The organism is Blastococcus sp. TF02-09 (assembly GCF_003319105.1).
GTDB lineage: Bacteria > Actinomycetota > Actinomycetes > Mycobacteriales > Geodermatophilaceae > Blastococcus.
On sequence record NZ_QOHH01000002.1, the window covers coordinates 406,268 to 428,064 of the forward strand.

Annotated in this window: 25 protein-coding genes; 18 read left to right on the forward strand and 7 right to left on the reverse strand. The window is 73.9% G+C overall.

The window, feature by feature from the left end; genetic code table 11:
• Nucleotides 1–3: 3 nt before the first annotated feature.
• The gene (locus DQ239_RS04490; RefSeq protein WP_113833138.1) at nucleotides 4–852 is read right to left on the reverse strand and encodes a hypothetical protein; all 849 of its coding nucleotides are present in this window, start codon (nucleotides 850–852) and stop codon (nucleotides 4–6) included.
• Nucleotides 853–1,023: 171 nt separating this feature from the next.
• On the opposite strand from DQ239_RS04490, the gene DQ239_RS04495 reads away from it, so the two are divergent.
• The 7 genes from DQ239_RS04495 (at nucleotide 1,024) to DQ239_RS04525 (ending at nucleotide 7,920) form a co-directional block, all read left to right on the forward strand.
• Nucleotides 1,024–1,755, forward strand: a complete 732-nt coding sequence (locus tag DQ239_RS04495) for a response regulator transcription factor (protein ID WP_113833140.1) — start codon at nucleotides 1,024–1,026, stop codon at nucleotides 1,753–1,755.
• 7 nt (nucleotides 1,756–1,762) lie between these two features.
• Nucleotides 1,763–2,656 (forward strand): mycothiol synthase, encoded by an 894-nt coding sequence (mshD, locus tag DQ239_RS04500; RefSeq protein WP_113833142.1) that lies wholly within the window; start codon nucleotides 1,763–1,765, stop codon nucleotides 2,654–2,656.
• Nucleotides 2,657–2,859: 203 nt separating this feature from the next.
• Nucleotides 2,860–3,975 carry a phosphate ABC transporter substrate-binding protein PstS gene (pstS, locus tag DQ239_RS04505; protein ID WP_199582613.1) on the forward strand — a complete coding sequence of 372 codons (1,116 nt, stop codon included), beginning with the start codon at nucleotides 2,860–2,862 and terminating at the stop codon, nucleotides 3,973–3,975.
• A 104-nt stretch (nucleotides 3,976–4,079) separates the two neighbouring features.
• Nucleotides 4,080–5,033 carry a phosphate ABC transporter permease subunit PstC gene (gene pstC, locus DQ239_RS04510; protein WP_113833146.1) on the forward strand — a complete coding sequence of 318 codons (954 nt, stop codon included), beginning with the start codon at nucleotides 4,080–4,082 and terminating at the stop codon, nucleotides 5,031–5,033.
• A complete protein-coding gene (gene pstA, locus DQ239_RS04515; protein WP_113833148.1) occupies nucleotides 5,033–6,109 on the forward strand; it encodes a phosphate ABC transporter permease PstA in 1,077 nt (358 codons plus the stop codon). Before pstC ends, pstA begins: the two co-directional genes overlap by 1 nt.
• A 25-nt stretch (nucleotides 6,110–6,134) precedes the next feature.
• A complete protein-coding gene (gene pstB, locus DQ239_RS04520; protein ID WP_113833150.1) occupies nucleotides 6,135–6,914 on the forward strand; it encodes a phosphate ABC transporter ATP-binding protein PstB in 780 nt (259 codons plus the stop codon).
• A 58-nt stretch (nucleotides 6,915–6,972) separates the two neighbouring features.
• Nucleotides 6,973–7,920: a GrpB family protein gene (locus DQ239_RS04525; protein ID WP_199582616.1), complete on the forward strand. Its 948-nt coding sequence runs from the start codon at nucleotides 6,973–6,975 to the stop codon at nucleotides 7,918–7,920.
• Between the two features lie 30 nt (nucleotides 7,921–7,950).
• Here DQ239_RS04525 and DQ239_RS04530 read toward each other — a convergent pair whose 3' ends face one another.
• Entirely contained in the window at nucleotides 7,951–9,831 is a 1,881-nt protein-coding gene (locus DQ239_RS04530) for an LCP family protein (protein ID WP_113833152.1), read from the reverse strand.
• A 180-nt stretch (nucleotides 9,832–10,011) separates the two neighbouring features.
• Here DQ239_RS04530 and DQ239_RS04535 point away from each other — a divergent pair, with 180 nt between their 5' ends.
• Nucleotides 10,012–10,806 carry a hypothetical protein gene (locus DQ239_RS04535; protein WP_113833321.1) on the forward strand — a complete coding sequence of 265 codons (795 nt, stop codon included), beginning with the start codon at nucleotides 10,012–10,014 and terminating at the stop codon, nucleotides 10,804–10,806.
• Nucleotides 10,807–10,809: 3 nt separating this feature from the next.
• Here the strand turns inward: DQ239_RS04535 and DQ239_RS04540 are convergent, their stop codons facing one another.
• Complete coding sequence (locus DQ239_RS04540; RefSeq protein WP_113833154.1) at nucleotides 10,810–11,259, reverse strand: DUF2795 domain-containing protein; 450 nt, start codon at nucleotides 11,257–11,259, stop codon at nucleotides 10,810–10,812.
• A 38-nt stretch (nucleotides 11,260–11,297) separates the two neighbouring features.
• The gene (locus DQ239_RS04545) at nucleotides 11,298–11,507 is read right to left on the reverse strand and encodes a DUF2945 domain-containing protein (RefSeq protein ID WP_113833322.1); all 210 of its coding nucleotides are present in this window, start codon (nucleotides 11,505–11,507) and stop codon (nucleotides 11,298–11,300) included.
• 298 nt (nucleotides 11,508–11,805) lie between these two features.
• Here DQ239_RS04545 and DQ239_RS04550 point away from each other — a divergent pair, with 298 nt between their 5' ends.
• The 8 genes from DQ239_RS04550 to cysD all read left to right on the forward strand — a co-directional run bounded on the left by DQ239_RS04550 (nucleotide 11,806) and on the right by cysD (nucleotide 18,920).
• A complete protein-coding gene (locus tag DQ239_RS04550; RefSeq protein WP_233488742.1) occupies nucleotides 11,806–12,609 on the forward strand; it encodes a siderophore-interacting protein in 804 nt (267 codons plus the stop codon).
• Nucleotides 12,606–13,730, forward strand: coding sequence for an ACR3 family arsenite efflux transporter (gene arsB / locus DQ239_RS04555; protein ID WP_113833156.1), 1,125 nt, complete (start codon nucleotides 12,606–12,608; stop codon nucleotides 13,728–13,730). Before DQ239_RS04550 ends, arsB begins: the two co-directional genes overlap by 4 nt.
• Entirely contained in the window at nucleotides 13,727–14,119 is a 393-nt protein-coding gene (locus tag DQ239_RS04560) for an arsenate reductase ArsC (RefSeq protein ID WP_113833158.1), read from the forward strand. The genes arsB and DQ239_RS04560 overlap by 4 nt, the downstream gene beginning before the upstream one ends.
• A gap of 71 nt (nucleotides 14,120–14,190) precedes the next feature.
• Nucleotides 14,191–14,946, forward strand: a complete 756-nt coding sequence (locus tag DQ239_RS04565; RefSeq protein WP_113833160.1) for a response regulator transcription factor — start codon at nucleotides 14,191–14,193, stop codon at nucleotides 14,944–14,946.
• A complete protein-coding gene (locus DQ239_RS04570; RefSeq protein WP_113833162.1) occupies nucleotides 14,943–16,454 on the forward strand; it encodes a HAMP domain-containing sensor histidine kinase in 1,512 nt (503 codons plus the stop codon). The genes DQ239_RS04565 and DQ239_RS04570 overlap by 4 nt, the downstream gene beginning before the upstream one ends.
• A 22-nt stretch (nucleotides 16,455–16,476) precedes the next feature.
• Nucleotides 16,477–17,187, forward strand: coding sequence for a PaaI family thioesterase (locus DQ239_RS04575; protein WP_113833165.1), 711 nt, complete (start codon nucleotides 16,477–16,479; stop codon nucleotides 17,185–17,187).
• Nucleotides 17,188–17,191: 4 nt separating this feature from the next.
• Nucleotides 17,192–17,929, forward strand: coding sequence for a 3'(2'),5'-bisphosphate nucleotidase CysQ (locus DQ239_RS04580; protein ID WP_113833167.1), 738 nt, complete (start codon nucleotides 17,192–17,194; stop codon nucleotides 17,927–17,929).
• 82 nt (nucleotides 17,930–18,011) lie between these two features.
• Nucleotides 18,012–18,920, forward strand: a complete 909-nt coding sequence (gene cysD / locus DQ239_RS04585; protein ID WP_113833169.1) for a sulfate adenylyltransferase subunit CysD — start codon at nucleotides 18,012–18,014, stop codon at nucleotides 18,918–18,920.
• Here the strand turns inward: cysD and DQ239_RS04590 are convergent.
• Nucleotides 18,911–19,138 (reverse strand): hypothetical protein, encoded by a 228-nt coding sequence (locus DQ239_RS04590; RefSeq protein WP_199582619.1) that lies wholly within the window; start codon nucleotides 19,136–19,138, stop codon nucleotides 18,911–18,913. The genes cysD and DQ239_RS04590 overlap by 10 nt on opposite strands.
• A 68-nt stretch (nucleotides 19,139–19,206) precedes the next feature.
• On the opposite strand from DQ239_RS04590, the gene DQ239_RS04595 reads away from it, so the two are divergent.
• On the forward strand, nucleotides 19,207–20,520 hold the full coding sequence (locus tag DQ239_RS04595) for a GTP-binding protein (protein WP_233488744.1): 1,314 nt from the start codon (nucleotides 19,207–19,209) through the stop codon (nucleotides 20,518–20,520).
• Nucleotides 20,521–20,576: 56 nt separating this feature from the next.
• Here the strand turns inward: DQ239_RS04595 and DQ239_RS20550 are convergent, their stop codons facing one another.
• Nucleotides 20,577–20,744, reverse strand: a complete 168-nt coding sequence (locus DQ239_RS20550) for a hypothetical protein (protein ID WP_199582622.1) — start codon at nucleotides 20,742–20,744, stop codon at nucleotides 20,577–20,579.
• A 72-nt stretch (nucleotides 20,745–20,816) separates the two neighbouring features.
• Nucleotides 20,817–21,203: an ATP-binding protein gene (locus DQ239_RS04600; protein ID WP_113833173.1), complete on the reverse strand. Its 387-nt coding sequence runs from the start codon at nucleotides 21,201–21,203 to the stop codon at nucleotides 20,817–20,819.
• A 187-nt stretch (nucleotides 21,204–21,390) separates the two neighbouring features.
• Here DQ239_RS04600 and DQ239_RS04605 point away from each other — a divergent pair, with 187 nt between their 5' ends.
• On the forward strand, nucleotides 21,391–21,795 hold the full coding sequence (locus tag DQ239_RS04605; RefSeq protein WP_113833175.1) for a hypothetical protein: 405 nt from the start codon (nucleotides 21,391–21,393) through the stop codon (nucleotides 21,793–21,795).
• Nucleotides 21,796–21,797 lie beyond the last annotated feature (2 nt).

Sequence of the window (21,797 nt, forward strand, 5' to 3'; positions counted from 1 at the left end):
CCGTCACAGCGTGGCCTGCAGCGCCAGGACGACCGGCGCGCAGGCGGCGAGGGGCAGGGCCACCTGCACGACCGGCAGCACCCACCGGGAGAACCGCGGCTCGCCGGCCGGGTCGTCGTCCTCGGCGGTGGCGCCGACGACGACGTAGCTGGCGACCAGCGCGGTCAGCGCCGCCACCCCGGCCACCACGGCCCCGTGGACCAGGGCGCGCCGCTCGTCGAGCACGTCGCCGGCCAGACCCGCGGCCAGGACGGCCACGCCGGTCCCGGCGAGCACGGCGAGGACGGCGCCGACGAGCCCGCGCGGAACGCCGTCGGCCAGCTGCGGCCGGGGCAGGAGCCAGTCCACGAGGTGCCCCACCACCAGCGCCGTGCCGACGGCGAGCAGCGCCACCAGGGCGCGCTCGGAGCCCTCGTCCGTCCGCCCGAGCAGCAGCAGCGCGGCCAGCGCGGCCACGGCGACGAGCAGCAGCACGACGACCGACAGCAAGGCCACCAGTTCCTGCCGGGGACGGCGGACCATCTGCTGCACCACCACCGCCAGGAACCCGACGCCGATGACGGCCAGCAGCTCGCCCAGCTCCGGGTCCCGGGGCAGCACGAGGGCGAGGTCCGCGGCGACCGCGGCCCCGGCGCCCACGGCCAGCGAGCCGGCGAACCCCTGGGCCCCGGTGACCAGCACCCAGCACAGGACGAGCCCCAGCTGCAGCACGAGCACGGCGGCCAGCCGACCGGTCTGGCCCAGCAGCTCCGGGAGGCCCACGAGCAGCGCGACCGCGAGGACCGCGACGGCCGCCGCGGGCAGGTGGTGCTCCCGCGCGCTCAGGCGGGAGATCGGCGCGGCGGTGCTCACGGTCCCGATGGTGGCAGACGCGAGGCCTCCGGGAGCTCACCGCCGCGAGAGGGTTGCGGGTCGTGGCCTGCCCGGCAGGGGGCTCGTCGGTTATCGTGCAGTCTCACCTCGACAGCGTCGTCGACTGCTGCCACGGCTGCGCGTCGTGGGAACCATGCGAGGAGACGACAGATGCGACTGGTCCTCATGACCTCGGCGCGGCAGGCGACGACGGAGGTGCTGCCCGCGCTGGGCCTGCTCGGGCACCAGGTGCGCGTGGTGGCCCCGGAGCTCTCGAGCCTCCTCGACGGGGACTCCGGCGACGTCGTCCTGGTCGACGCCCGTCACGACCTCATCCGTGCCCGCACGCTGTGCGGCCTGCTCTCCTCCACGGGCGTGGCCGCCGCGCTGGTCGCCGTCCTCTCCGAGGGCGGCCTGGTGGCGCTGTCGGCGGACTGGGGCGTGGACGACGTCCTGCTCGACACCGCGGGTCCCGCCGAGGTCGACGCCCGGCTGAAGTGGGCCACCGCCCGCCGGCTGGCCGCCACCGCCCCCGCCGACGGCGCCGACAAGGGCGTCACCCAGGCCGGCGAGCTGGTCATCGACGAGCACAGCTACTCGGCGAAGCTGCGCGGCCGTCCGCTCGACCTCACCTACAAGGAGTTCGAGCTGCTGAAGTACCTCGCGCAGCACCCCGGCCGGGTCTTCTCCCGCGCCCAGCTGCTGCAGGAGATCTGGGGCTACGACTACTTCGGGGGCACCCGCACCGTCGACGTCCACGTGCGCCGGCTGCGCGCGAAGCTCGGCACCGAGCACGAGGCGCTCATCGGCACCGTGCGCAACGTCGGCTACAAGCTGGACCAGCAGGTCGCCGACGCCACGGCCCGGACCCCGCAGGTGGAGAGCGACGCCGAGCTGGTCTGATGGGGCGGTGAGCCCCGAGCCCCGCCCGGACGTCGACGCCGTCCTGTCGTTGCTGCGCGCCGCCGCGGCCGCCGACGGGGTCCGCCCGGTGTCGGAGGAGACCGAGCTGCGGCTGCAGCACGGCACCGGGGACGGCGCCGACCTGGTGGTGCACGACGCCGGCACGCTGGCCGGCTACGCCCGCTACGACGACGGCGTGGCCGAACTGGTCGTGCACCCGGCGTTCCGCCGGCGCGGGCACGGGCGCGCGCTGCTGCGGCAGCTGCTGGACCTGGCCGGCGACCGGCCGCTGGACGTCTGGGCGCACGGCGACCTGCCCGGTTCGGCGGAGCTGCTGGCGCCGCACGGCTTCACCCGGGCCCGCGTGCTGCTCCAGATGCGCCGCCCGCTGGCCGGCGTCGAGGCCGATCCCCGCCCCGACCTGCCGGACGACGTCCGGGTGCTGCCCTTCCGCCCGGGCCGCGACGAGGAGGCCTGGCTGGCGGTCAACGCCCGCGCCTTCGACTGGCACCCCGAGCAGGGGCGCATGACGGCGGCCGACCTGGCGCTGCGCGAGGGCGAGCCGTGGTTCGACCCCGCGGGCTTCCTGATGGCCTGGCGCGGGGATCCGGACGCCGACGGCACGCTCCTGGGCTCGCACTGGACGAAGGTGCACCCCGCCGGGGACGCCGGCCCGGACCCCGTGGGCGAGGTCTACGTGCTGGGCATCGACCCCGACGCCCAGGGCCTGCGACTGGGCGGCGCGCTCACCGATCTCGGGCTGGCCCACCTGCGCCGGCAGGGCCTGGGCTCGGTGCTCCTCTACGTCGAGGAGGACAACGAGGCCGCCGTGCGCCTCTACGAACGCCGCGGTTTCGCCCGGTACGCCGTCGACGTCTCCTGGCGGCGCGGAGCGGCCTGACGCCCCCGCCCGGACGAGGTCGCGCGGCCGTTCACCCGTCGGACGTATGACGGCCGCCACAGCGGTGCCCAGACCTCGATGGGCGTTCACCGTGCGTTCACCGAGGAACCCGGATGCGGCCACCTCGGCTGCCTACCGTCCCCTCTCGTAGGTCACACAACGCTGCCCGGAACGGGTCCGGGCCGCTGTCGAGAGGCACTGGGTTGAAGCTCAGCAGCAAGCCCCGCGCGACCGCCCTGGCGCTCGCGCTCTCCGGATCTCTCGCGCTGGCCGCATGCGGCGCGTCCAACGAGACCGACTCCGGCGGCACCGGGAGCGGCAGCGGCGAGGGCGCCGAGCTCAGCGGCAACCTCGTCGGCGCGGGCGCGAGCAGCCAGCAGTCCGCGATGGAGGCCTGGCAGGCGGGTTTCCAGGGCGAGTTCCCCGACGTCCAGTTCAGCTACGACCCGGCCGGTTCGGGCGCGGGCCGCGAGCAGTTCATCGACGGCTCCGCCGACTTCGCCGGCTCGGACGCGGCCCTCGACGAGGAGGAGCTGACCGCCGCGGAGGAGCGCTGCGCGGGCGGGGAGATCTTCGAGCTGCCCAACTACATCTCGCCGATCGCCGTCGTCTACAACCTCGAGGGCGTCGACGAGCTGAACCTGACCCCGGAGACCATCGCCGGCATCTTCAGCGGCGCGATCACGACCTGGAACGACCCGGCCATCGCCGCGGACAACCCGGACGCGACCCTGCCGGGGACGACGATCACCCCCGTGCACCGCGGCGACGACTCGGGCACCACGGAGAACTTCACCGACTACCTGCACCAGGCCGCCGGTGACGTGTGGACCGCCGAGCCCGACGGCGTCTGGCCGCTCCAGGGCGGCGAGGCCGCCAACGGCACCTCCGGCGTCGTCGAGGTCGTGACCAGCACCGACGGTGCGGTGACGTACGCCGACGCGAGCCGCGCCGGTGACCTCGGCGTGGCCAGCGTCGCGGTCGGCGAGGACTTCGTCGCCCCCAGCGCCGAGGCCGCCGCTGCCGTCGTCGAGAACTCCCCGGCCGTCGAAGGGCGCGGCGAGCACGACTTCGCCATCGAGGTCAACCGCGTGACCGAGGGGTCCGGCGAGTACCCGATCGTGCTGGTCAGCTACCACATCGGCTGCATCGGGTACGACGACCAGGAGACCGCCGACAACGTGAAGGCGTTCATGAACTACGTCATCAGCGAGGACGGCCAGGCGGCCGCCGCGGAGAACGCCGGCAACGCCGAGATCTCCGACTCGCTGCGCGAGCAGGCTCAGGGCGCGGTCGACGCCATCACCGCCGCCGGCTGACACCGACGCGCCACGATGGCCCGGGACGTCCTGACGGCGTCCCGGGCCATCGCACCGCCCGCACCCGGGCACATGCACCCACGAACGACATCCACGGAGTAGCGGTGACCGCCACGAAGGCCCCGACCGAACGCCCGGCGAAGCAGGGCGCGGTACGCCGCCCGGGCGACCGCATCTTCGCCGGCAGCGCCAAGGGCTCCGGCATCTTCATCCTGGTCGTCCTGGCGGGAGTCGCCGCCTTCCTGATCAGCGAGGCCATCCCCGCGCTGACCGCCCCCGCCGAGGACATCCCCGGCGGTGAGGGACTGGCCAGCTACATCGGGCCGCTCGTCCTCGGCACGCTGCTGGCCGCGGTCATCGCGCTCGTGGTCGCCACCCCGCTCGCCGTCGGCATCGCGCTGTTCGTCACGTACTACGCCCCACGGCGGATCGCGGCCGCGCTGGGCTACGTCATCGACCTGCTGGCCGCCATCCCCAGCGTCGTCTACGGCTTCTGGGGGCTGGCCGTCATGGCGCCCGCGCTCGTCCCGTTCCACGAGTGGGCGGCGGAGCACCTGAGCTGGCTCCCCTTCTTCGCCGGCCCGACGTCGGCCAGCGGCCGGACCATGCTCACCGTCGGGCTGGTACTCGGCGTCATGATCCTGCCGATCATCTCCGCCATCGCCCGCGAGGTGTTCAGCCAGGCGCCGGCGCTGCACCGCGAGGCGGCGCTCGCCCTGGGCGCCACCCGCTGGGAGATGATCCGGATGGCGGTGCTGCCCTACGGCAAGTCCGGCGTCATCGCCGGCGCGATGCTGGGCCTGGGCCGGGCGCTCGGCGAGACGATGGCCGTGGCGATCATCCTCTCCGGCGGTGCGGGTGCCACGGTCAACCTGATCAGCAGCTCCAACCCGTCCACGATCGCGTCCAACATCGCGCTGCGGTTCCCCGAGGCCACCGGCGTCGGCGTCAACACGCTCATCGCCAGCGGCCTGGTGCTCTTCGTCATCACCCTCGCCGTCAACATGCTCGCCCGGTGGATCGTGAACCGGCGCGCCGACTTCTCCGGAGCCAACTGATGAGCACCGCCACCCGGTCAGCGTCCGGGACCTCCGCGCCGCAGGACACCGTCCGCGTCGAGCGGCGGCTCTCGCGGTCGGCCACCGTCGGGCTCTACCTGGCCGGCATCGCGCTCGGCGCCGGGTTGTCGGCTCTCACCGGGTTCGCCGTCACCTCGACCGTCGTCTACGGCGTGATCCTCGGGACGCTGGCGGTCTACGTCACGTCGCGCGCCGTCGAGGGCCGCCGCAAGGCCACCGACCGCCTGGTGACCTGCCTGGTCACCACGGCTTTCGGGATCGCCATGGTCCCGCTGGTGTCGCTGGTGTGGACCGTGCTCAGCAAGGGCCTCGCGCGGCTGGACGGCGACTTCTTCGGGATGTCGATGTTCCGGATCGTCGGCGAGGGCGGCGGCGCCTACCACGCCATCCTCGGCACGGTCATCATCACGCTGCTGGCGACGGCGATCTCGGTGCCGATCGGCCTGCTGACCGCCATCTACCTGGTGGAGTACGGCACCGGCCGGCTCAAGCGCGGCATCACGTTCTTCGTCGACGTCATGACCGGCATCCCGTCGATCGTCGCCGGCCTCTTCGCCTTCGCCCTGTTCACGCTGCTGTTCGGCAACGACTTCCGCGCCGGGGTGATGGGCGCGGTGGCCCTCTCGGTGCTGATGATCCCGGTGGTCGTCCGGTCTTGCGAGGAGGTCCTCAAGCTCGTGCCGAACGAGCTGCGGGAGGCCAGCTACGCCCTCGGCGTCCCGAAGTGGCGCACGGTCGTGAAGGTCGTCCTGCCCACCGCCATCGCGGGCCTGGGCACCGGCGTCACGCTGGCCATCGCGCGGGTCGTCGGCGAGACCGCCCCCCTGCTCATCACCGTCGGCCTCATCACCGGCACCAACCTGAACCCGTTCGACGGGCGCATGGCGACCCTGCCGGTCTTCGCCTTCTACCAGCTGACCCAGCCCGGCACCGCGACGCAGGCGTTCCTCGACCGGGCCTGGACGGCGGCCCTCGTCCTCATCATCCTGGTCATGGCGCTCAACGTCGTCGCCCGCCTGATCAGCCGCTTCTTCGCTCCCAAGACCGGTCGCTGACCGGCCCCGCTCAGGAGGACATCACGTGGCCAAGCGCATCGAGGTCTCCGACCTCAACATCTACTACGGCAACTTCCTCGCCGTGCAGGGCGTCAACACCTCCATCGAGCCGCGCAGCATCACCGCGCTCATCGGCCCCTCGGGCTGCGGGAAGTCGACCTTCCTCCGCTCGCTGAACCGGATGCACGAGGTGCTGCCGGGCGCCCGCGTCGAGGGCAAGGTCGTCATGGACGGCCAGGACCTCTACGGATCCGACGTCGACCCGGTCAACGTGCGCCGGCAGATCGGCATGGTCTTCCAGCGCCCGAACCCGTTCCCGACGATGTCCATCTACGACAACGTCATCGCCGGCAACCGGCTGAACAACACCAAGATGAAGAAGTCCGAGAGCGACGACCTCGTGGAGAAGTCGCTGCGCGGCGCCAACCTCTGGAACGAGGTGAAGGACCGCCTCGACCGCCCAGGCTCCAGCCTCTCCGGCGGCCAGCAGCAGCGGCTGTGCATCGCCCGCGCCATCGCCGTCGAGCCCGACGTGCTGCTGATGGACGAGCCGTGCTCAGCGCTGGACCCGATCTCCACGCTGGCCATCGAGGACCTGATGGCCGAGCTCAAGGAGCGGTTCACCATCGTGATCGTCACCCACAACATGCAGCAGGCCGCGCGGGTGAGCGAGTCCACCGGGTTCTTCAACCTCAACGGCGTCGGGCAGCCCGGCCGGCTGATCGAGTTCAACCCGACCGAGAAGATCTTCAGCAACCCCGACCAGAAGGCGACCGAGGACTACATCTCCGGCCGCTTCGGCTGACAGGAAACGCTCGCCTGTACGGCAGCACGTGGGCGGGAGTGCGTGCCAGGCTGTGCCCGTGCTGCGCGTCGGCGGGCTGTCCACCGAGCCCCTCGCCGAGGCGGCTGCCGACAGCCTGCGGAGCCACGGGATCGAGGTGTGCTGCGACCGCAGCGCGCCGGTGGCTCTCGCAATCGCGGTCAGCACGACCGCCGGCGAAGCCGGCGCCGACGCGGCCGACGTCGTCCTCGTCGCGGAGGACCGGCAGACGGCAGCCGAGGCAGCACGCCGGCTGTACCGGACTCGCCTGGCGCCGTGGGCGCAGTCCCTGGCCTCGGCACGGCCGGACGTGACCGCACCCCCGCACCTGCTCGCGCACGACCCCGGCTGGGCCGTCACGGCGGACCGGCGCATCCGGGCGCTGCGGCAGGCGCTGGCCGGCCTGGACGCGGCCGACCGACTGAGCCTGCGGCGCATCGACCACATCGGCTCCACCGCCGTTCCGGGCCTGGACGCCAAACCGTTCCTGGACCTTCAGGTCACCCTCGACCGGCTGCCCGACCCCGCCGCCCTCGCCGCGGCACTGGCGCCCCTCGGTTGGGCGCCGGCCGTCGGGGCGCGGCCGGACTCGCCGGGCGTGCACCGCGATCTCCGCCACGACGACGACACAGCCCCCGATGAGGTGTTCACCAAACGGCTGCTCGTCGCGCCGGACCCGGTCCGGCCGGCCATCCTGCACGTCCGCCTGACCGCTTCGCCCTTCGCTCGCCGGGTGGTTCGCTTCCGTGACCACCTGCGCGCCGACCCACGACTGCGGCGCGGCTACGAGCGGATGAAGCGGGCGGCGGCCGCTGCGCACGCCGACGACGAGGACTACGACGACTACACCCGCGACAAGGGCAGCTGGCTGGCCCACGCCTACCGGGACGTGGACGCCCGAGCGGGTGGCGAGGATCCCTGGCCGCTCGACCCGGGACGGCCGGACCCTCGAGGTCCCGGAGGTCAGCCCGCAGTGGGCAGGCGGTGACCTGCCCGACCCAGCTGTCGAGCGCGCCGTTCAGCAGCGGACGGCGGCCGCCTCCGAGAGGGCCGCTGCCGTGTCGGCCTCCGCCTCCGGCTCCGGCGCAGGGGCGGGGGCCGGGGGCGGCACGGGGACCACCGACTCGTAGCCGGGGCCGATGACCAGCTGCACGGTCTCGCCGATCGCGTCGCTCCCCTGCAGCACCGCACCGGGGACGGCGGCGGCGACGGTGCGCGCCTGCGCCACCATGGCCGGCCCGTGCCGCACCACGGACTGGCTGACGGTGCCCTCGGCGTTGCCGACCGCCCCCACGCCGAAGCCCACACCCCGCAGCTCGTCGGCCACGGTGGCGGCCAGCCCGCGGGTGCCGGTCCCGTTGAGCACGTCGACGACCACCCCGCCCGGCGCCACGAGCTCGGTGCCCGGGTCCGGGGCGACGGCGGCCTCCGCGGGGGGCGTCTCCCCGGGCTCCTCCGGCGCCGCGTCGCTCTCGGTGGCGAAGCCGTCCGGGACGCGGCTGCCGTCGATCACGGCGTCGAACAGGGTGCGGGTGCCGGCCCCGTCGAGCAGCACGAAGGCCTCCTCCCCGCCGGCCGGGACGTGACCCACCTGGGCGACCGGCAGGGCGGTGCGCACCACGGCGTCCCCGGAGACGCTGCCGAGGGAGGTCGCGAGCGCCCGGAGGTCCCCGAGCGTCGTCTGCTCGTCGACCGTCAGGGCGTCGGCGGCGCGGCTGAGGAAGCGGGCCAGCGCGCTCGGGTCCAGCAGGGTGTCCCGCGACATCGCCGCGCGCAGCGTGGAGGTGAGCAGCCGCTGGGTGCGCTCGGCCACCGCCGTGCCGGTCGCGTCGCTCCCCTCGCCCCCGGGCCGCAGGTAGCCGGTCGCCGCCTCGCCGGAGAGCTCCGACGCACCGGCCGGCGGGGGGTCCGCGGCCGCCGCCGTCGCCCGCGAGGGCACGACGCACATCGGGACGCCGCCGAGCGCGTCGACCATGTCGGGCAGCCGGGCAAGGTCCACCTCGAGGTAGTGGTCGACCTGGACGCCGGACAGCTGCTGCACCGCGCGCACCATGCAGGAGGGGCCGCCGTCGAGCAGCGAGCGGGCGAACGCCTCGGTCGTGGGTGCGCGCAGATCGCCGTCGGCCGAGCGGCACTCCGGGCTGTCGACCAGCGCCGAGGGCGGGAAGCCCACCAGCGCGGCGCGCTCGCCGTCGTCCGACACGGACGCCAGCAGGGTCGCCACCGAGGCGGGCCCCTCCTGACCGGGGACGTCGGTGCCGACGACGAGGTAGGTCTCCGAGGTCTCCTGCAGCTGGGCGGCGAGGATCTCGGGACCGTCGGTGGCCAGCGCGTCGACCCGGCCGATCTTCTGGTCGACGTAGAAGTAGAGGCCCAGGTGGTAGAGCAGCACCACGCCGGCGACGGCCGCGAGCGCCACGCCCGCACGCAGCAGCCGCCGCCGGCCGGGGCTCAGCTCGCGTCGCGCGGGGCGGGGCGGGCGCACCCGCGTGCTGCCGGTGCGGACCGGCGGGGGAACGGTGCCGGGCAGGGGCGGGATCGGGCCGCTGCGCCGTGACGGCCGGGCGTCGGGCCGCCAGTCGGCGGGCGCTCCGGGGACCGGGGGGAGGCCGGGGCGGGCGGCGCCGGGCACGGGCGGCAGCCCGGCCTGGGACGGAGGCGGCGGTGTCGTGCTGCCCGGCGGCACCGGCGGCAGCCCGTTGCGCACACCGGGCGGGGGCGCGAACGGTGCCGAGGGCTGCCCGCCCTGGCGGCGCGCGGCGCGCCGACCGCCCGTGGTGCTGCCCGGACGGGCCAGCAGCTGCTCGACGGTGAGCGGCTCCGCTGCGCCGCGCTCTCGCCGGGAGCCGTCGGGAACGCCGCGGGCACCCGCGTAGTCGGCCGTCGGCTCGTCCCCCACCGGTGTCGACACCTCTGTTCGTGGTCTGGCTCAGGTCCCGCCCGGGGGCGGCAGCCCTCCACGATACGGATGCCGGGCGGTTCGACCGCCCGACGCGCGCAACGCAGCGGGCCCGGCTGCCCCATCCGATGGGGTGCCACCGAGGTGTACGCGACCGGGGACGTGCGTAGCGTGCTGGAGGTGAGACTGCCCTCGATCCCCGGCCCCTCCGACGTCGTCGCCGCCGTCACCGGTGCGCGCGACGGGGTCGCCGACGCCCTGGCGCTGGTCCCGCGGGCCGCCTCGGTGCTGGGCCGGGTGGAGGAGCTGCTCGACCAGGTGTCGTCGCTGCTGGCCCGGGTCGACGGCGTGGTGGACCGCGCCGACGCGCTGATCGCGGGGGTCGCCCGTACCAACGACAAGGCCGATTCGGCGATCGAGGCGGTGGACCGCACCAACGACAAGGCCGACGCCGCCATCGATGCGGTGGGCCGCACGAACGACAAGGCCGACGCCGCGATCGAGGCCGTCGACAGCACGAACACCAAGGCGGACGCGGCCATCGAGGCCGTCGGGCGGACCAACGACAGGGCCGACGCCGCCATCGGCGAGGTCGAGGGGACGTCGTCCCGCGCGGACGCCCTCGTCGGCCGAGCGGAGGGCATGGTCGGCCGGGTGGAGCCGATCGTCGACGACTACACGCCGGTGCTCACCGCGCTCGCCCCGTCGATGCGCCGGCTGGCCGCGAGCCTCGAGCCGCACGAGGTCGAGGCCATGGTCACCCTGATCGACCGGCTGCCCCAGCTCATCACGCACCTGGACGAGGACATCCTGCCGGTCCTCGAGTCCCTCGGGGACGTCGGCCCGAACCTGGCCGACCTGGTCGACACGGTCCAGGACATGCGCCAGGTCGTGAAGGGCTTCCCGGGCTCTCGCCTCTTCCGCCGCCGTGGGGCGGAGGAGATCGCCGAGGAGGAAGCCCGGGACGGGCAGTAGCGCTCAGTCGCCGGCGCCGGGGCCGGTCTCCGTCGGGTAGCCCAGCGCGCGGACGACGTCGCCGATGCGCTCGTAGACGTCACCCTCGGGCAGCCTCTCCAGCTCGGCCGCGACGGCGTCGGGAGCGCGGTGGTCGCGCGCCGCCTCGACCAGCCCGGCGCCGGTGCTCGGGAAGTCCGCGCGGTCCAGCCACCGGGCCAGCTCGGCGCGGGCGGCCACCGCACCGGCGTCCATGCCCACCGGCGTCCCGCCGACCAGCGTGCCGGTCGGGTCGGCGGTCAGGTCCGGCTCCCCCTCGGCGGTGGGCTCGACCTCGCGCCATTCCTCGGAGCGGGTGGCCCGCTCCCCCTTGAGCATCCCCTGGATCTCGTGCTCGAGCTCCTCGTCGACCCGGGGGTTGTGCTTCGTGCTCCGTGCGCTGACGCCGGCGAAGGCGTCATCGGACTCGGTCACGTCGTCTCCTGTCTGTTGCCCCGGCGGTGCCGGGGAGATCAGTCCTTGTGCAGCGCGGAGGGCTTGTGCACCGCGGTGCCGCCGCTCTTCTCGCTCTTGACCTCGTACTGCGGGTCGTCCTTGCTGGCCTTCACCTTCCGGCCGGCCGCTTCCGTGTCCGAGGTGATCTTCCGTTGGACGGTGCCCTCGGCCTCGCCCCCGTGGCTCTTCCAGGTGACGTGGTCACCCTTCGTGAACTCGTCTGCCATGACCGGCTCCTCGCGTTCGTGGACGGTGCTGGGCTGCTCGTGCCCGCCGCGGGTCTGCGACACACATGCGCCGGCGCGCCCGCTCGATCACCCGTTCGGGACGCAGGCTCACCCGTGCGGGCGCTGTCACGGCGTCCGCGGTCACCTAGCGTGGTCATCGACGGAGAACGCGCCGTCGCCGCGTGCAGGCAGGCCGATCGCCCCTCACGCTGCGTGACGCGCGCCGTCCGCGATCGCCGGCCCGGTCGACCCCATTCCCCCGGGGACGGCCGGGTCGGCCCCGCACTAACCTCCAGGCGTGTCCTCCCCCGCCGGCCCACCCCTGGACGGACCCCTGGACGACGGCCTGCGTGCCGTCGACGTCCTCACCGTCGCCGCGGTCACCGACGTCACGCCCTCGGTCCGCCGGGTACTGCTCACCGGGCACCCGGACGCCGTCGCCGCCGCCGGGCCCACGGTCAACCTGCTCGTGCCGCGGGTGGGCGACGCCGAGCCCAGCTGGCCGCGCATCCAGCGCGACGGCCGCATCGTGTGGCCGCAGGGCAGCCACGGGGTCGCGCTGCGCAGCTACACCGCACGCCGCCAGGACCCCGCGGCCGGGGAGATCGAGATCGACTTCGTGCTGCACGGCGACGGCCCGGCCGCCGCCTGGGCCGCTGCCGCCGCTCCCGGCTCGCTGCTCGCCGTCGCGGGCGCGGCGTCCCTGGCCGAGCGCCCGGCCGGCTGGCTGCTGCTGGCCGGTGACGAGACCGCGCTGCCGGCCATCAGCCGGCTGCTGGCCGGCGCCGACCCGGGGACGACGGGCGTCGCGATCCTCGAGGTCGCGGGCCCGGAGGAGGAGCAGCCGCTCGCCGCACCGCCAGGGATCGCGGTGCACTGGCTGCACCGGAACGGCACGCCCCCGGGCGAGGGAACGCTGCTGGTGGATGCCGTGGCCGCTCTCGAGCCGCCGGCCACCGATGACGTGTTCGCCTGGGTCGGCGCGGAGTCCGCCGCCGTCCGCGCCATCCGGGCGGACCTGCGCGGCCGGTGGGGGCTGGGGCGCGCCCAGCACCACGCGATCGGCTACTGGCGGCGCGGGCGCGCCATGGCGCCCGCGTGAGCGACGCCGTCCGGGAGACGGCCCGCTCCGACGTCCCCGCCGACGCACCCGTCCTGCAGCGGCTGTCGACGCCGGACAGGTTCCTGCCGGTCTGGATCCTGGCGGCGATGGCACTGGGACTGGCGCTCGGCCGGTGGGTCCCGGGTCTGGACGACGCCCTGTCCGCCGTCGAGATCGGCGACGTGAGTCTGCCGATCGCGGTCGGGCTGCTGCTGATGATGTACCCGGTGCTGGCCAAGGTCCGGTACTCCGAACTCGACCGCGTGACCGGCGACCGGCGACTGCTCCTCGCCAGCCTGGCGCTCAACTGGCTCGTCGGTCCGGCGCTGATGTTCGCGCTGGCCTGGGCGCTGCTGCCCGACCAGGGGGATTACCGGACCGGCCTGGTCATCGTCGGGCTGGCGCGCTGCATCGCCATGGTCCTGATCTGGAACGACCTCTCCTGCGGCGACCGCGAGGCCGCCGCCGTCCTGGTGGCCCTCAACTCGGTCTTCCAGATCGTCGCCTTCGCCGCGCTGGGCTTGTTCTACCTGCAGGTGCTGCCCGGCTGGCTCGGTCTGCCCACGACGTCGGCCGAGTTCAGCGTCGGCGCGATCGTCGTGTCGGTGCTGGTCTTCCTCGGCATCCCGCTGGTCGCCGGCTGCCTCACCCGGTCCATCGGCGAGCGGCGCCGCGGCCACGCCTGGTACGAGGGCACGTTCCTGCCCCGCATCGGCCCGGTCGCCCTCTACGGCCTGCTCGTCACGATCGTCATGCTCTTCGCGCTGCAGGGCGACGCCCTCACGTCGAACCCGTGGGACGTCGCCCGCATCGCACTGCCGCTGCTGGCGTACTTCGCGCTCATGTTCGGCGGTTCCTTCCTCCTGGGCATGCGGCTGGGCCTCGGCTACGCCAGGACCGCGACGCTCGCCTTCACCGCCGCGGGCAACAACTTCGAGCTGGCCATCGCGGTCGCGATCGGCACCTTCGGCGTCACCAGCGGTCAGGCGCTGGCCGGCGTCGTCGGCCCGCTCATCGAGGTGCCCGTGCTGGTGGCGCTCGTGCACGTCTCCCTCCGGGCGGCCCGGCGCTGGTTCCCGGGCGATCCCACCGTCCCCGCGACCCTGCGGAGTGCCCGATGACCCCCAGCGTCCTGTTCGTCTGCGTCCACAACGCCGGCCGCTCGCAGATGGCCGCGGGCTGGCTGCGGCACCTGGCCGGGTACGCCGTCGAGGTCCGCTCCGCCGGGTCCCTGCCCGGGGACCAGGTCAACCCGGCCGCCGTCCAGGCCATGGCCGAGGTCGGGATCGACATCTCCGACCAGCGACCGAAGGTGCTCACCACCGACGCCGTCGAGGCCTCCGACGTCGTCATCACCATGGGCTGCGGTGACGCCTGCCCGGTCTTCCCCGGCACGCGCTACCTGGACTGGCAGCTGGACGACCCCGCCGGCCGAGGGGTCGAGGCGGTGCGCCCCATCCGCGACGAGATCGAGGCGCGCGTCCGCGGCCTGCTCGCGGAGCTCCGCTGACGCGCAGCCGTCCAGCCGATTCACAGGTAGCGTCCAGAACGACCTCAGCAGGCACCGGCACGCTCCTTGTCATGACGGCACCCGCGCGCAGCACCGGAGGATCCGTGCCCGGCAGTTCGCAGACCCGCGCACCCGAGGCGCGACTGCTCGTGGTCGACGACGAGCCCAACATCCGCGAGCTGCTCTCGGCGAGCCTGCGCTACGCGGGCTTCGAGGTGGCCACGGCCGCCGACGGCCAGCAGGCGCTCGCCCTGGCGGAGTCCTTCCGGCCCGACCTGCTCGTGCTGGACGTGATGATGCCCGGGCTCGACGGCTTCGGCGTCGTCCGCCGGATGCGGGAGTCCGGACGGCGCACCCCGGTCGTCTTCCTGACCGCGCGGGACGCGGCCGAGGACAAGGTGTCCGGGCTGACCCTCGGCGGCGACGACTACGTGACCAAGCCGTTCAGCCTCGACGAGGTGATCGCCCGCATCCGCGCGGTGCTGCGGCGCACCACCGGCGCCCAGCAGGCGGCCGAGGCGCCGCGGCTGACCTTCGCCGACATCGAGCTGGACGAGGAGAGCCACGAGGTCATCAAGGCGGGCACGCTGATCAGCCTGTCGCCGACGGAGTTCAAGCTGCTGCGGTACCTGATGGCCAACGCCGGGCGGGTGCTGTCGAAGGCGCAGATCCTCGACCACGTGTGGAACTACGACTTCAACGGCGAGGCGAACGTCGTCGAGTCCTACATCTCCTACCTGCGCCGCAAGATCGACACGACCGAACCCCGCCTGCTGCACACCATCCGGGGGGTCGGCTACACGCTCCGCCTGCCGCGGGGAGCATGACCGCAGCCGCTCCGACCCCGGTCCGCAGCGGCCACGTGCCGCTGCGGGTCACCCTCGTCGCCCTGCTCGTCGCGCTGGTCGCCCTGGCCCTGCTCGCGACCGGGTTCGCCACGACGTCCCTGCTGCGCGACTACCTCACCGACGAGCAGGACGACGCCCTGCGGTCGGCGGTCAGCCAGGTGGGCGTGCAGGAGTACCGGGCGTGCCGCGAGGGCGGGTACTCGTCACCGGGACCGCGCGCTGCGTACTACGGGTGCTACGGCCCCGGCGCGGACGAGGTGGTGGACCTCCAGGGTCCCCGGGACCCGGACGCCATCCCCGACGTCGACCCGTCGCGCATGGACGCCGGCAACTACCGGCACGACGCCGTCACGGTCCGCGCCGAGGACGGGACGAGCTGGCGGCTCATGACCGGCCAGCTCCCTGACGGCTACACCCTGGTCGTCGGCATCGACCTGGAGGACGACGAGAAGGCGATCAGCCGGCTCGTGCGCATCGAGGTGATCGTCGGCCTCGCCGTCCTCGCTCTGCTCGGCGTCGCGGGGTACCTGCTGGTCCGCAACAGCCTGCGCCCGCTGGCCGAGGTCGAGCGCACCGCCCGGGCGATCGCCGCGGGCGACCTCTCCCAGCGCGTGCCCGAGGGCGACCAGCGCACCGAGGTGGGCCGGCTGTCCACCGCGCTCAACGGCATGCTGGCCCGCATCGAGAGCGCGTTCCGCGCGCAGCAGGCGTCCGAGGCCGAGGCCCGCGGCTCCGAGGAGAAGATGCGCCGCTTCGTCGCCGACGCCAGCCACGAACTGCGCACCCCCCTGACGTCGATCCGCGGGTTCGCCGAGCTCTACCGGCAGGGCGCCGTCGGCTCCGACGAGGAGGTCGCGCGGCTGATGTCCCGCATCGAGGCCGAGGGCTCCCGGATGGGCGTCCTGGTGGAGGACCTCCTCCTGCTCGCCCGGCTCGACCAGCGCCGTCCGCTCTCCCTCACCCCGGTCGACCTCGCGGCCCTCGCGGGTGACGCCGTCCACGACGCCCGCGCCGTGCAGCCCGACCGGCCGATCACCCTGCACCTGGACGAGTCGCTCACCGACGTCCCCGTCGTGATCGGCGACGAGGGCCGGCTGCGCCAGGTGATCGGCAACCTGGTGACCAACGCCCTCACCCACACCCCGCCGGGCACGCGGGTCAACGTCTCCATCGGCCAGGACGGCGACGGCGACGTGCTGCTGCTGCGGGTGAGCGACGAGGGGCCGGGCATGGACGCCGCCGACGCGGCACGGGCCTTCGAGCGGTTCTACCGGGCCGACACCTCGCGCACCCGCAGCGGCGAGGGCGCCGAGGCGGGTGGGAGCGGACTCGGGCTGGCCATCGTCGCCTCGCTGGTCCAGGCGCACGGCGGCACGATCGCGCTGGACACCGCACCGGGCCGCGGCGCCACCTTCACCGTCGGGCTGCACCGCGGCGGGCCACCGGCCGGCAGCGCCGCGGACGGGACCGCCGACCGGCCCGGCTGAGGCCGCCTGTCACCATTCGGACGTGACTCCGAACGACAGCGGCGCCGCGCCGGACCCCGAGCTGCTGACCGCGACGACCGAGCTGGGCGACGCCCTCCGCGAGCTGATCGAGACCTCGGTGGTCACCACCGCGGCCGCCGGTGACGTCGCGGCCGCGGCCGAGCTGGTCCGCGCCGCCACCGCCCGCATCGGCGCCGGCCGGCGCCCCGCCTCGCAGCTGCCCCGCCTGGACGACCCGTCGGAGGGCCGCCGGGTGTTCAACCCCGTCACCGGCATCGCCAACCCGATGGCGCCGCCGCTCGTGGTGCGCACCGACGGCGACGGCGTCGTCGCCGAGGCCACCCTGGGGCTGGCCTACGAGGGCCCGCCGAGCTTCGTGCACGGCGGGATGAGCGCGCTGTTCATGGACCAGATGCTGGGCAGCGCCGCCGGTGCCGCGGGCCTGTGGGGCATGACCGCCCACCTCGAGCTGGACTACCGCGGGCCCCTGCCGCTGGAGACGCCGCTGGTGCTGCGCGCCCGGGTGGAGTCGCACGAGGGCCGGAAGGCCTTCATCACCGGGACCATCGCGCGCGCCGCCGAGCCGGACACGGTCCTCGTCGAGGCGCGCGGGCTGTTCGTGATGCCCCGCCCCGAGAAGCAGGCTGCCTACTTCGGGGCCATCACCGACGCGAGCGGCAACTCCGCACCGCCGCGCCGTCCCGGTGACGCCACCGCGCTGCGGCTGGCCTGACCCCGTGGACGACGTCGCCGTCGCCGCCTCCGCCGCCCGAGCTGCCGCCCGCGTGCTCCTGGCGCTGCGGGCCGACGGCGCACTGACCGGCCGCGCCCTCGGCGACGCCGGCGACGCGGCCGCGCAGGAGGCGATCAGCGCCGTCCTGGCCGCCGAGCGCCCGGGGGACGCCGTGCTCAGCGAGGAGGCCGCCGACGACGAGCGCCGGCTGTCGGCCGACCGCGTGTGGATCGTCGACCCCCTCGACGGCACCCGCGAGTACGGCGAGGCCGGTCGCACGGACTGGGCGGTGCACGTGGCGCTGTGGGCCGGGGGCGAGCTGGGCGCGTCCGCCGTCGCCCTGCCGGCGCTGGACCAGGTGCTGGTCACCGACCCCGCGCCGGCCCCGCCCGCGCGCCGGGACGGACCGGTCCGCATCGCGGTCAGCCGCACCCGCCCGCCGGCGGAGGCCGATGCCGTCGCCTCCGCCCTGGGCGGCGAGCTCGTGCCGATGGGATCGGCCGGCTACAAGGTGCTGGCCGTGGTGCGCGGCGAGGTCGACGCCTACGTGCACTCCGGCGGCATGTACCAGTGGGACTCCGCGGCACCCGTCGCCGTCGCCCGCGCCACCGGCCTGGCGACGTCCCGGATCGACGGCACGCCGCTGGTCTACAACTCAGCCGGGCTCTCCCTGCCGGACCTGGTCGTCTGCCGCCCGGAGCTGGCAGGACCCATCCTGGCTGCGGCCCGCGCGGGGCGATAGCGGACACTGGGGGAATCCGCACCGCTCCGATGGGGTTGGTGCCCAGGACGTGCCAGTCCCCGAACCCCGGAGTTCTCACCCCGTGACCACGCCCGACTACCGGCTCAGCCAGCTGGAGACGCTGGAAGCCGAGTCCATCCACGTGATCCGCGAGGTCGTCGCCGAGCTGGAGCGGCCGGTGCTGCTCTTCTCCGGCGGCAAGGACTCCATCGTGATGCTGGAGCTGGCCCGCAAGGCCTTCGCCCCGGCCCGCATCCCGTTCCCGGTGATGCACGTGGACACCGGCCTGAACTTCCCCGACGTCCTGGAGTTCCGCGACAAGCGCGTCGCCGAGCTGGGCGTGGAGCTGGTCGTGGCCTCGGTGCCCGACGCCATCGCCGCCGGCACCGTCAAGGAGGAGCCCAACGGCTCCCGCAACCGGATACAGACGCCGGTGCTGCTCGACGCGGTCGAGGAGCACGGCTTCACCGCGCTGTTCGGCGGCGCCCGGCGGGACGAGGACAAGGCGCGGGCCAAGGAGCGGATGTTCTCCTTCCGCGACGAGTTCGGCCAGTGGGACCCGAAGAACCAGCGGCCCGAGCTGTGGGACCTCTACAACGGCCGGATCCACCTCGGTGAGTCGATCCGCATCTTCCCGCTGTCGAACTGGACCGAGCTCGACATCTGGCAGTACATCCTCCGCGAGGAGATCGCGATCCCGTCGCTGTACCTGGCGCAGGAGCGCGAGGTCGTGGAGCGCCAGGGGATGCTCTACGCGGTCAACGAGTTCATCCGGCCGCGCGACGGCGAGCAGGTGCGCCGCGAGACCGTCCGCTACCGCACCGTCGGCGACGCCAACCTCACCGCCGCCGTGCGGTCGGAGGCCACCACCGTCGAGGAGGTCATCGCCGAGATCGCGGTGACCCGCATGACCGAGCGCGGGGCGACGCGCGGTGACGACAAGGTCAGCGACGCCGCCATGGAGGACCGGAAGAAGGAGGGCTACTTCTGATGGCCCGCCAGACGCCGGAGGCGGCGGCGCCGGAGCAGCAGCAGGACGCGGACCACGGCGGCGAGCAGCAGCAGCCCGGTGGTCCAGCCCACGCGCTCGGCCACGACCGGCGACGACGGACCGAACAGCCCGCTGACCCACGCGCCCGCCGCGTAGCCCACGGCGTAGCCGAGGACGACGACCAGCAGCGCGGGCGCGGCCACCGCGAACACGAACATGCGCACCTCTCCCGGGGTCTGCGCCCCAGGGTGCGCCGCCCCGCCGTCCGCTGCCAGGAGATCGACCGATGACCCCCGTTGATGTGCCCGTCGACCTGCACTCCGCGGCCGCGGAGCAGGCCCACGACATCGCCGTCGCCCGCAAGGACATCCTCCGGATCGCCACGGCCGGCTCGGTCGACGACGGCAAGAGCACGCTGATCGGCCGGCTGCTGTACGACAGCAAGGCCGTCTTCGAGGACCAGTACGAGGCGGTCGAGCGCGCCAGCAAGGGCGACTACGTCGACCTCGCGCTGCTCACCGACGGCCTGCGCGCCGAGCGCGAGCAGGGCATCACCATCGACGTCGCCTACCGGTACTTCTCCACGCCGCGGCGCACGTTCATCCTCGCCGACACCCCCGGGCACGTGCAGTACACGCGCAACATGGTCACCGGCGCCTCGACCGCGGACCTCGCCATCGTGCTCGTCGACGCCCGCAAGGGGATGCTCGAGCAGAGCCGGCGGCACGCCTTCCTCGCCTCGCTGCTGCGGGTGCCGCACCTGGTCGTGGCGGTCAACAAGATGGACCTCGTCGACTGGTCGGAGGTGGCCTACGAGTCCATCCGCGAGGAGTTCACCGCGTTCACCGCGAAGCTGAACATCCCGGACCTGACCGTCGTCCCCATCTCGGCGCTCAACGGCGACAACGTGGTCACCCGCTCGGAGAACACGCCCTGGTACGGGGGCTCCTCGCTGCTGCACCACCTCGAGCACGTGCACGTGGCCAGCGACCGCAACCTGGTCGACACCCGATTCCCGGTGCAGTACGTGATCCGGCCGCAGTCCGACGCCCACCACGACTACCGCGGCTACGCCGGCACCGTCGCCAGCGGCGTCCTGCGCCCCGGCGACGAGGTGCAGGTGCTGCCCAGCGGGCTCACCACGACGATCGCCGGCATCGACGGCCCGCGCGGGCCGGTCGACGAGGCGTTCCCGCCCATGTCGGTGACCGTGCGGCTGGCCGACGACCTCGACGTGTCCCGCGGCGACCTCATCTGCCGGCCGGCGAACGCCCCGCAGGTCACGCAGGACCTCGACGCGCTGGTCTGCTGGATGACCGACGAGCCGCTGCGCCCGCGCCAGCGCCTGGCGATCAAGCACACCACCCGCTCGGTGCGCGGCATGGTGAAGGACGTCGCATACCGGCTCGACGTCAACTCGCTGCACCGCGATCCCGACGCCACCGAGCTCGGCCTCAACGACATCGGCCGGGTGAAGCTCCGCACGACCCAGCCGCTGTTCGTGGACGACTACGCCCGCAACCGCGCGACCGGGCGGTTCATCCTCGTGGACGAGGCGACCAACGCCACCGTCGGCGCGGGGATGCTCGTCGCCCCCTGAACGCGAACGGTCCCGGCAACCCCCTGAGGGGCTGCCGGGACCGGATGCGTGGGTGCTCAGGCCTCGCTGGTCGGAGCGGGCGCCTGGGACGGGTCGCCGTCCCAGTCCTTGCCCGCCACGTCGGCGTGCTCGGAGGCGCTGTCGGTCTGCTCGGCGACGGTCTTGATCATCTCCTCGTCGGAGATGCCCTCGCCCGCGGCAGAAGTCTTGTTCGGCTCGCTCATCGCCGTCCTTCCTCTCGGTCGTGTGCCCCCGACCCGTCCCCGATCGGGGACGACGGCAAACCAGCCGCCTCGTCACATCCCCGGTGGCCGGAGGTCGCACCACACGCGCTTGCCGCCGCGGTGGTCCTCGACGCCCCAGCGGTCGGCGATCTCCTCCACCATCCGCATGCCCCGGCCACGCGGCTGGTCCATGGACAGTTCCCGCACGACCGGCCGGATCGCCGACCCGTCCACGACGGCGATGCGCAGCCAGTCGTCGGCGGCCGAGATCTCCAGCGTCAGCTCGGACCGGCCCTCGACGTGGTCGATCACGTTCGAGACCAGCTCGGTGACCAGCGCGCCGTCCTCCGGGTCGTGCGGGAGGCGCCAGACCTGCATGAGCTCCAGGAGCAGGCGACGCGCGGTACGCACGCTGCGCGGCATCGGAGGGAGATCGAGGACGGCATTGCGGCTGGACATGGCTTCCGATCTGCGGCTGGTCGCGGCCGGGTGCGGGGGTCAGCCGACTGCGTTGCGCACAACAAACCACGATCGTCCGGATCACGCAAGGGCCATTGCGTGTCATGGTCATTGCATGCAACGGCCCTTGCACGAAACGGCTGTTCAGGTAAATTGTGGGCGACCTGTCCGCCGTGAAAGAGGTCTGATGCCCACCGAGGCCGGAGCGACTCCGCCCCAGGACGCGGCCGACCGCGCCCTGGCCGACCTGGTCACCGAGATCGACCGCTGCGTCGACGAGCTGCGGCAGGCCCGGGCCCGGGCCGAGACGCTGAGCCGGTACCGGCGGGACGGCGAGGCGTGGGTCGACGTGGTGACCAGCGAGGCCCGGCCGCTGATCGTCGAGCGCATCTCCACCGTGCTCGCGACCCTCTCGGCCGCCGGGCACCGGTGGCGCCGCGAGCAGGCGGCGGCGCTGCAGGCTGAGCAGATCAGCATCAACCGGATCGCCGCCCTCTTCGGCGTCACCCGGCAGCGCATCTCCGCGCTGCTCCGCGAGACCGACCAGACCGAGCAGGCCGACGGGACCGACCGTGCCGACCCGGCCGGCTGAGC

Excerpts from the sequence above, each read along its gene's own strand:
- DQ239_RS04495 (WP_113833140.1), top strand. The coding sequence starts at position 1,024 with ATGCGACTGGTCCTCATGACCTCGGCGCGGCAGGCGACGACGGAGGTG.
- pstA (WP_113833148.1), top strand. The coding sequence starts at position 5,033 with ATGAGCACCGCCACCCGGTCAGCGTCCGGGACCTCCGCGCCGCAGGAC.
- DQ239_RS04545 (WP_113833322.1), bottom strand. The coding sequence starts at position 11,507 with ATGGCAGACGAGTTCACGAAGGGTGACCACGTCACCTGGAAGAGCCAC.
- DQ239_RS04560 (WP_113833158.1), top strand. The coding sequence starts at position 13,727 with ATGACCCCCAGCGTCCTGTTCGTCTGCGTCCACAACGCCGGCCGCTCG.
- DQ239_RS04565 (WP_113833160.1), top strand. The coding sequence starts at position 14,191 with ATGACGGCACCCGCGCGCAGCACCGGAGGATCCGTGCCCGGCAGTTCG.
- DQ239_RS04570 (WP_113833162.1), top strand. The coding sequence starts at position 14,943 with ATGACCGCAGCCGCTCCGACCCCGGTCCGCAGCGGCCACGTGCCGCTG.
- DQ239_RS04590 (WP_199582619.1), bottom strand. The coding sequence starts at position 19,138 with ATGTTCGTGTTCGCGGTGGCCGCGCCCGCGCTGCTGGTCGTCGTCCTC.
- DQ239_RS04595 (WP_233488744.1), top strand. The coding sequence starts at position 19,207 with ATGACCCCCGTTGATGTGCCCGTCGACCTGCACTCCGCGGCCGCGGAG.
- DQ239_RS20550 (WP_199582622.1), bottom strand. The coding sequence starts at position 20,744 with ATGAGCGAGCCGAACAAGACTTCTGCCGCGGGCGAGGGCATCTCCGAC.
- DQ239_RS04600 (WP_113833173.1), bottom strand. The coding sequence starts at position 21,203 with ATGTCCAGCCGCAATGCCGTCCTCGATCTCCCTCCGATGCCGCGCAGC.
- DQ239_RS04605 (WP_113833175.1), top strand. The coding sequence starts at position 21,391 with ATGCCCACCGAGGCCGGAGCGACTCCGCCCCAGGACGCGGCCGACCGC.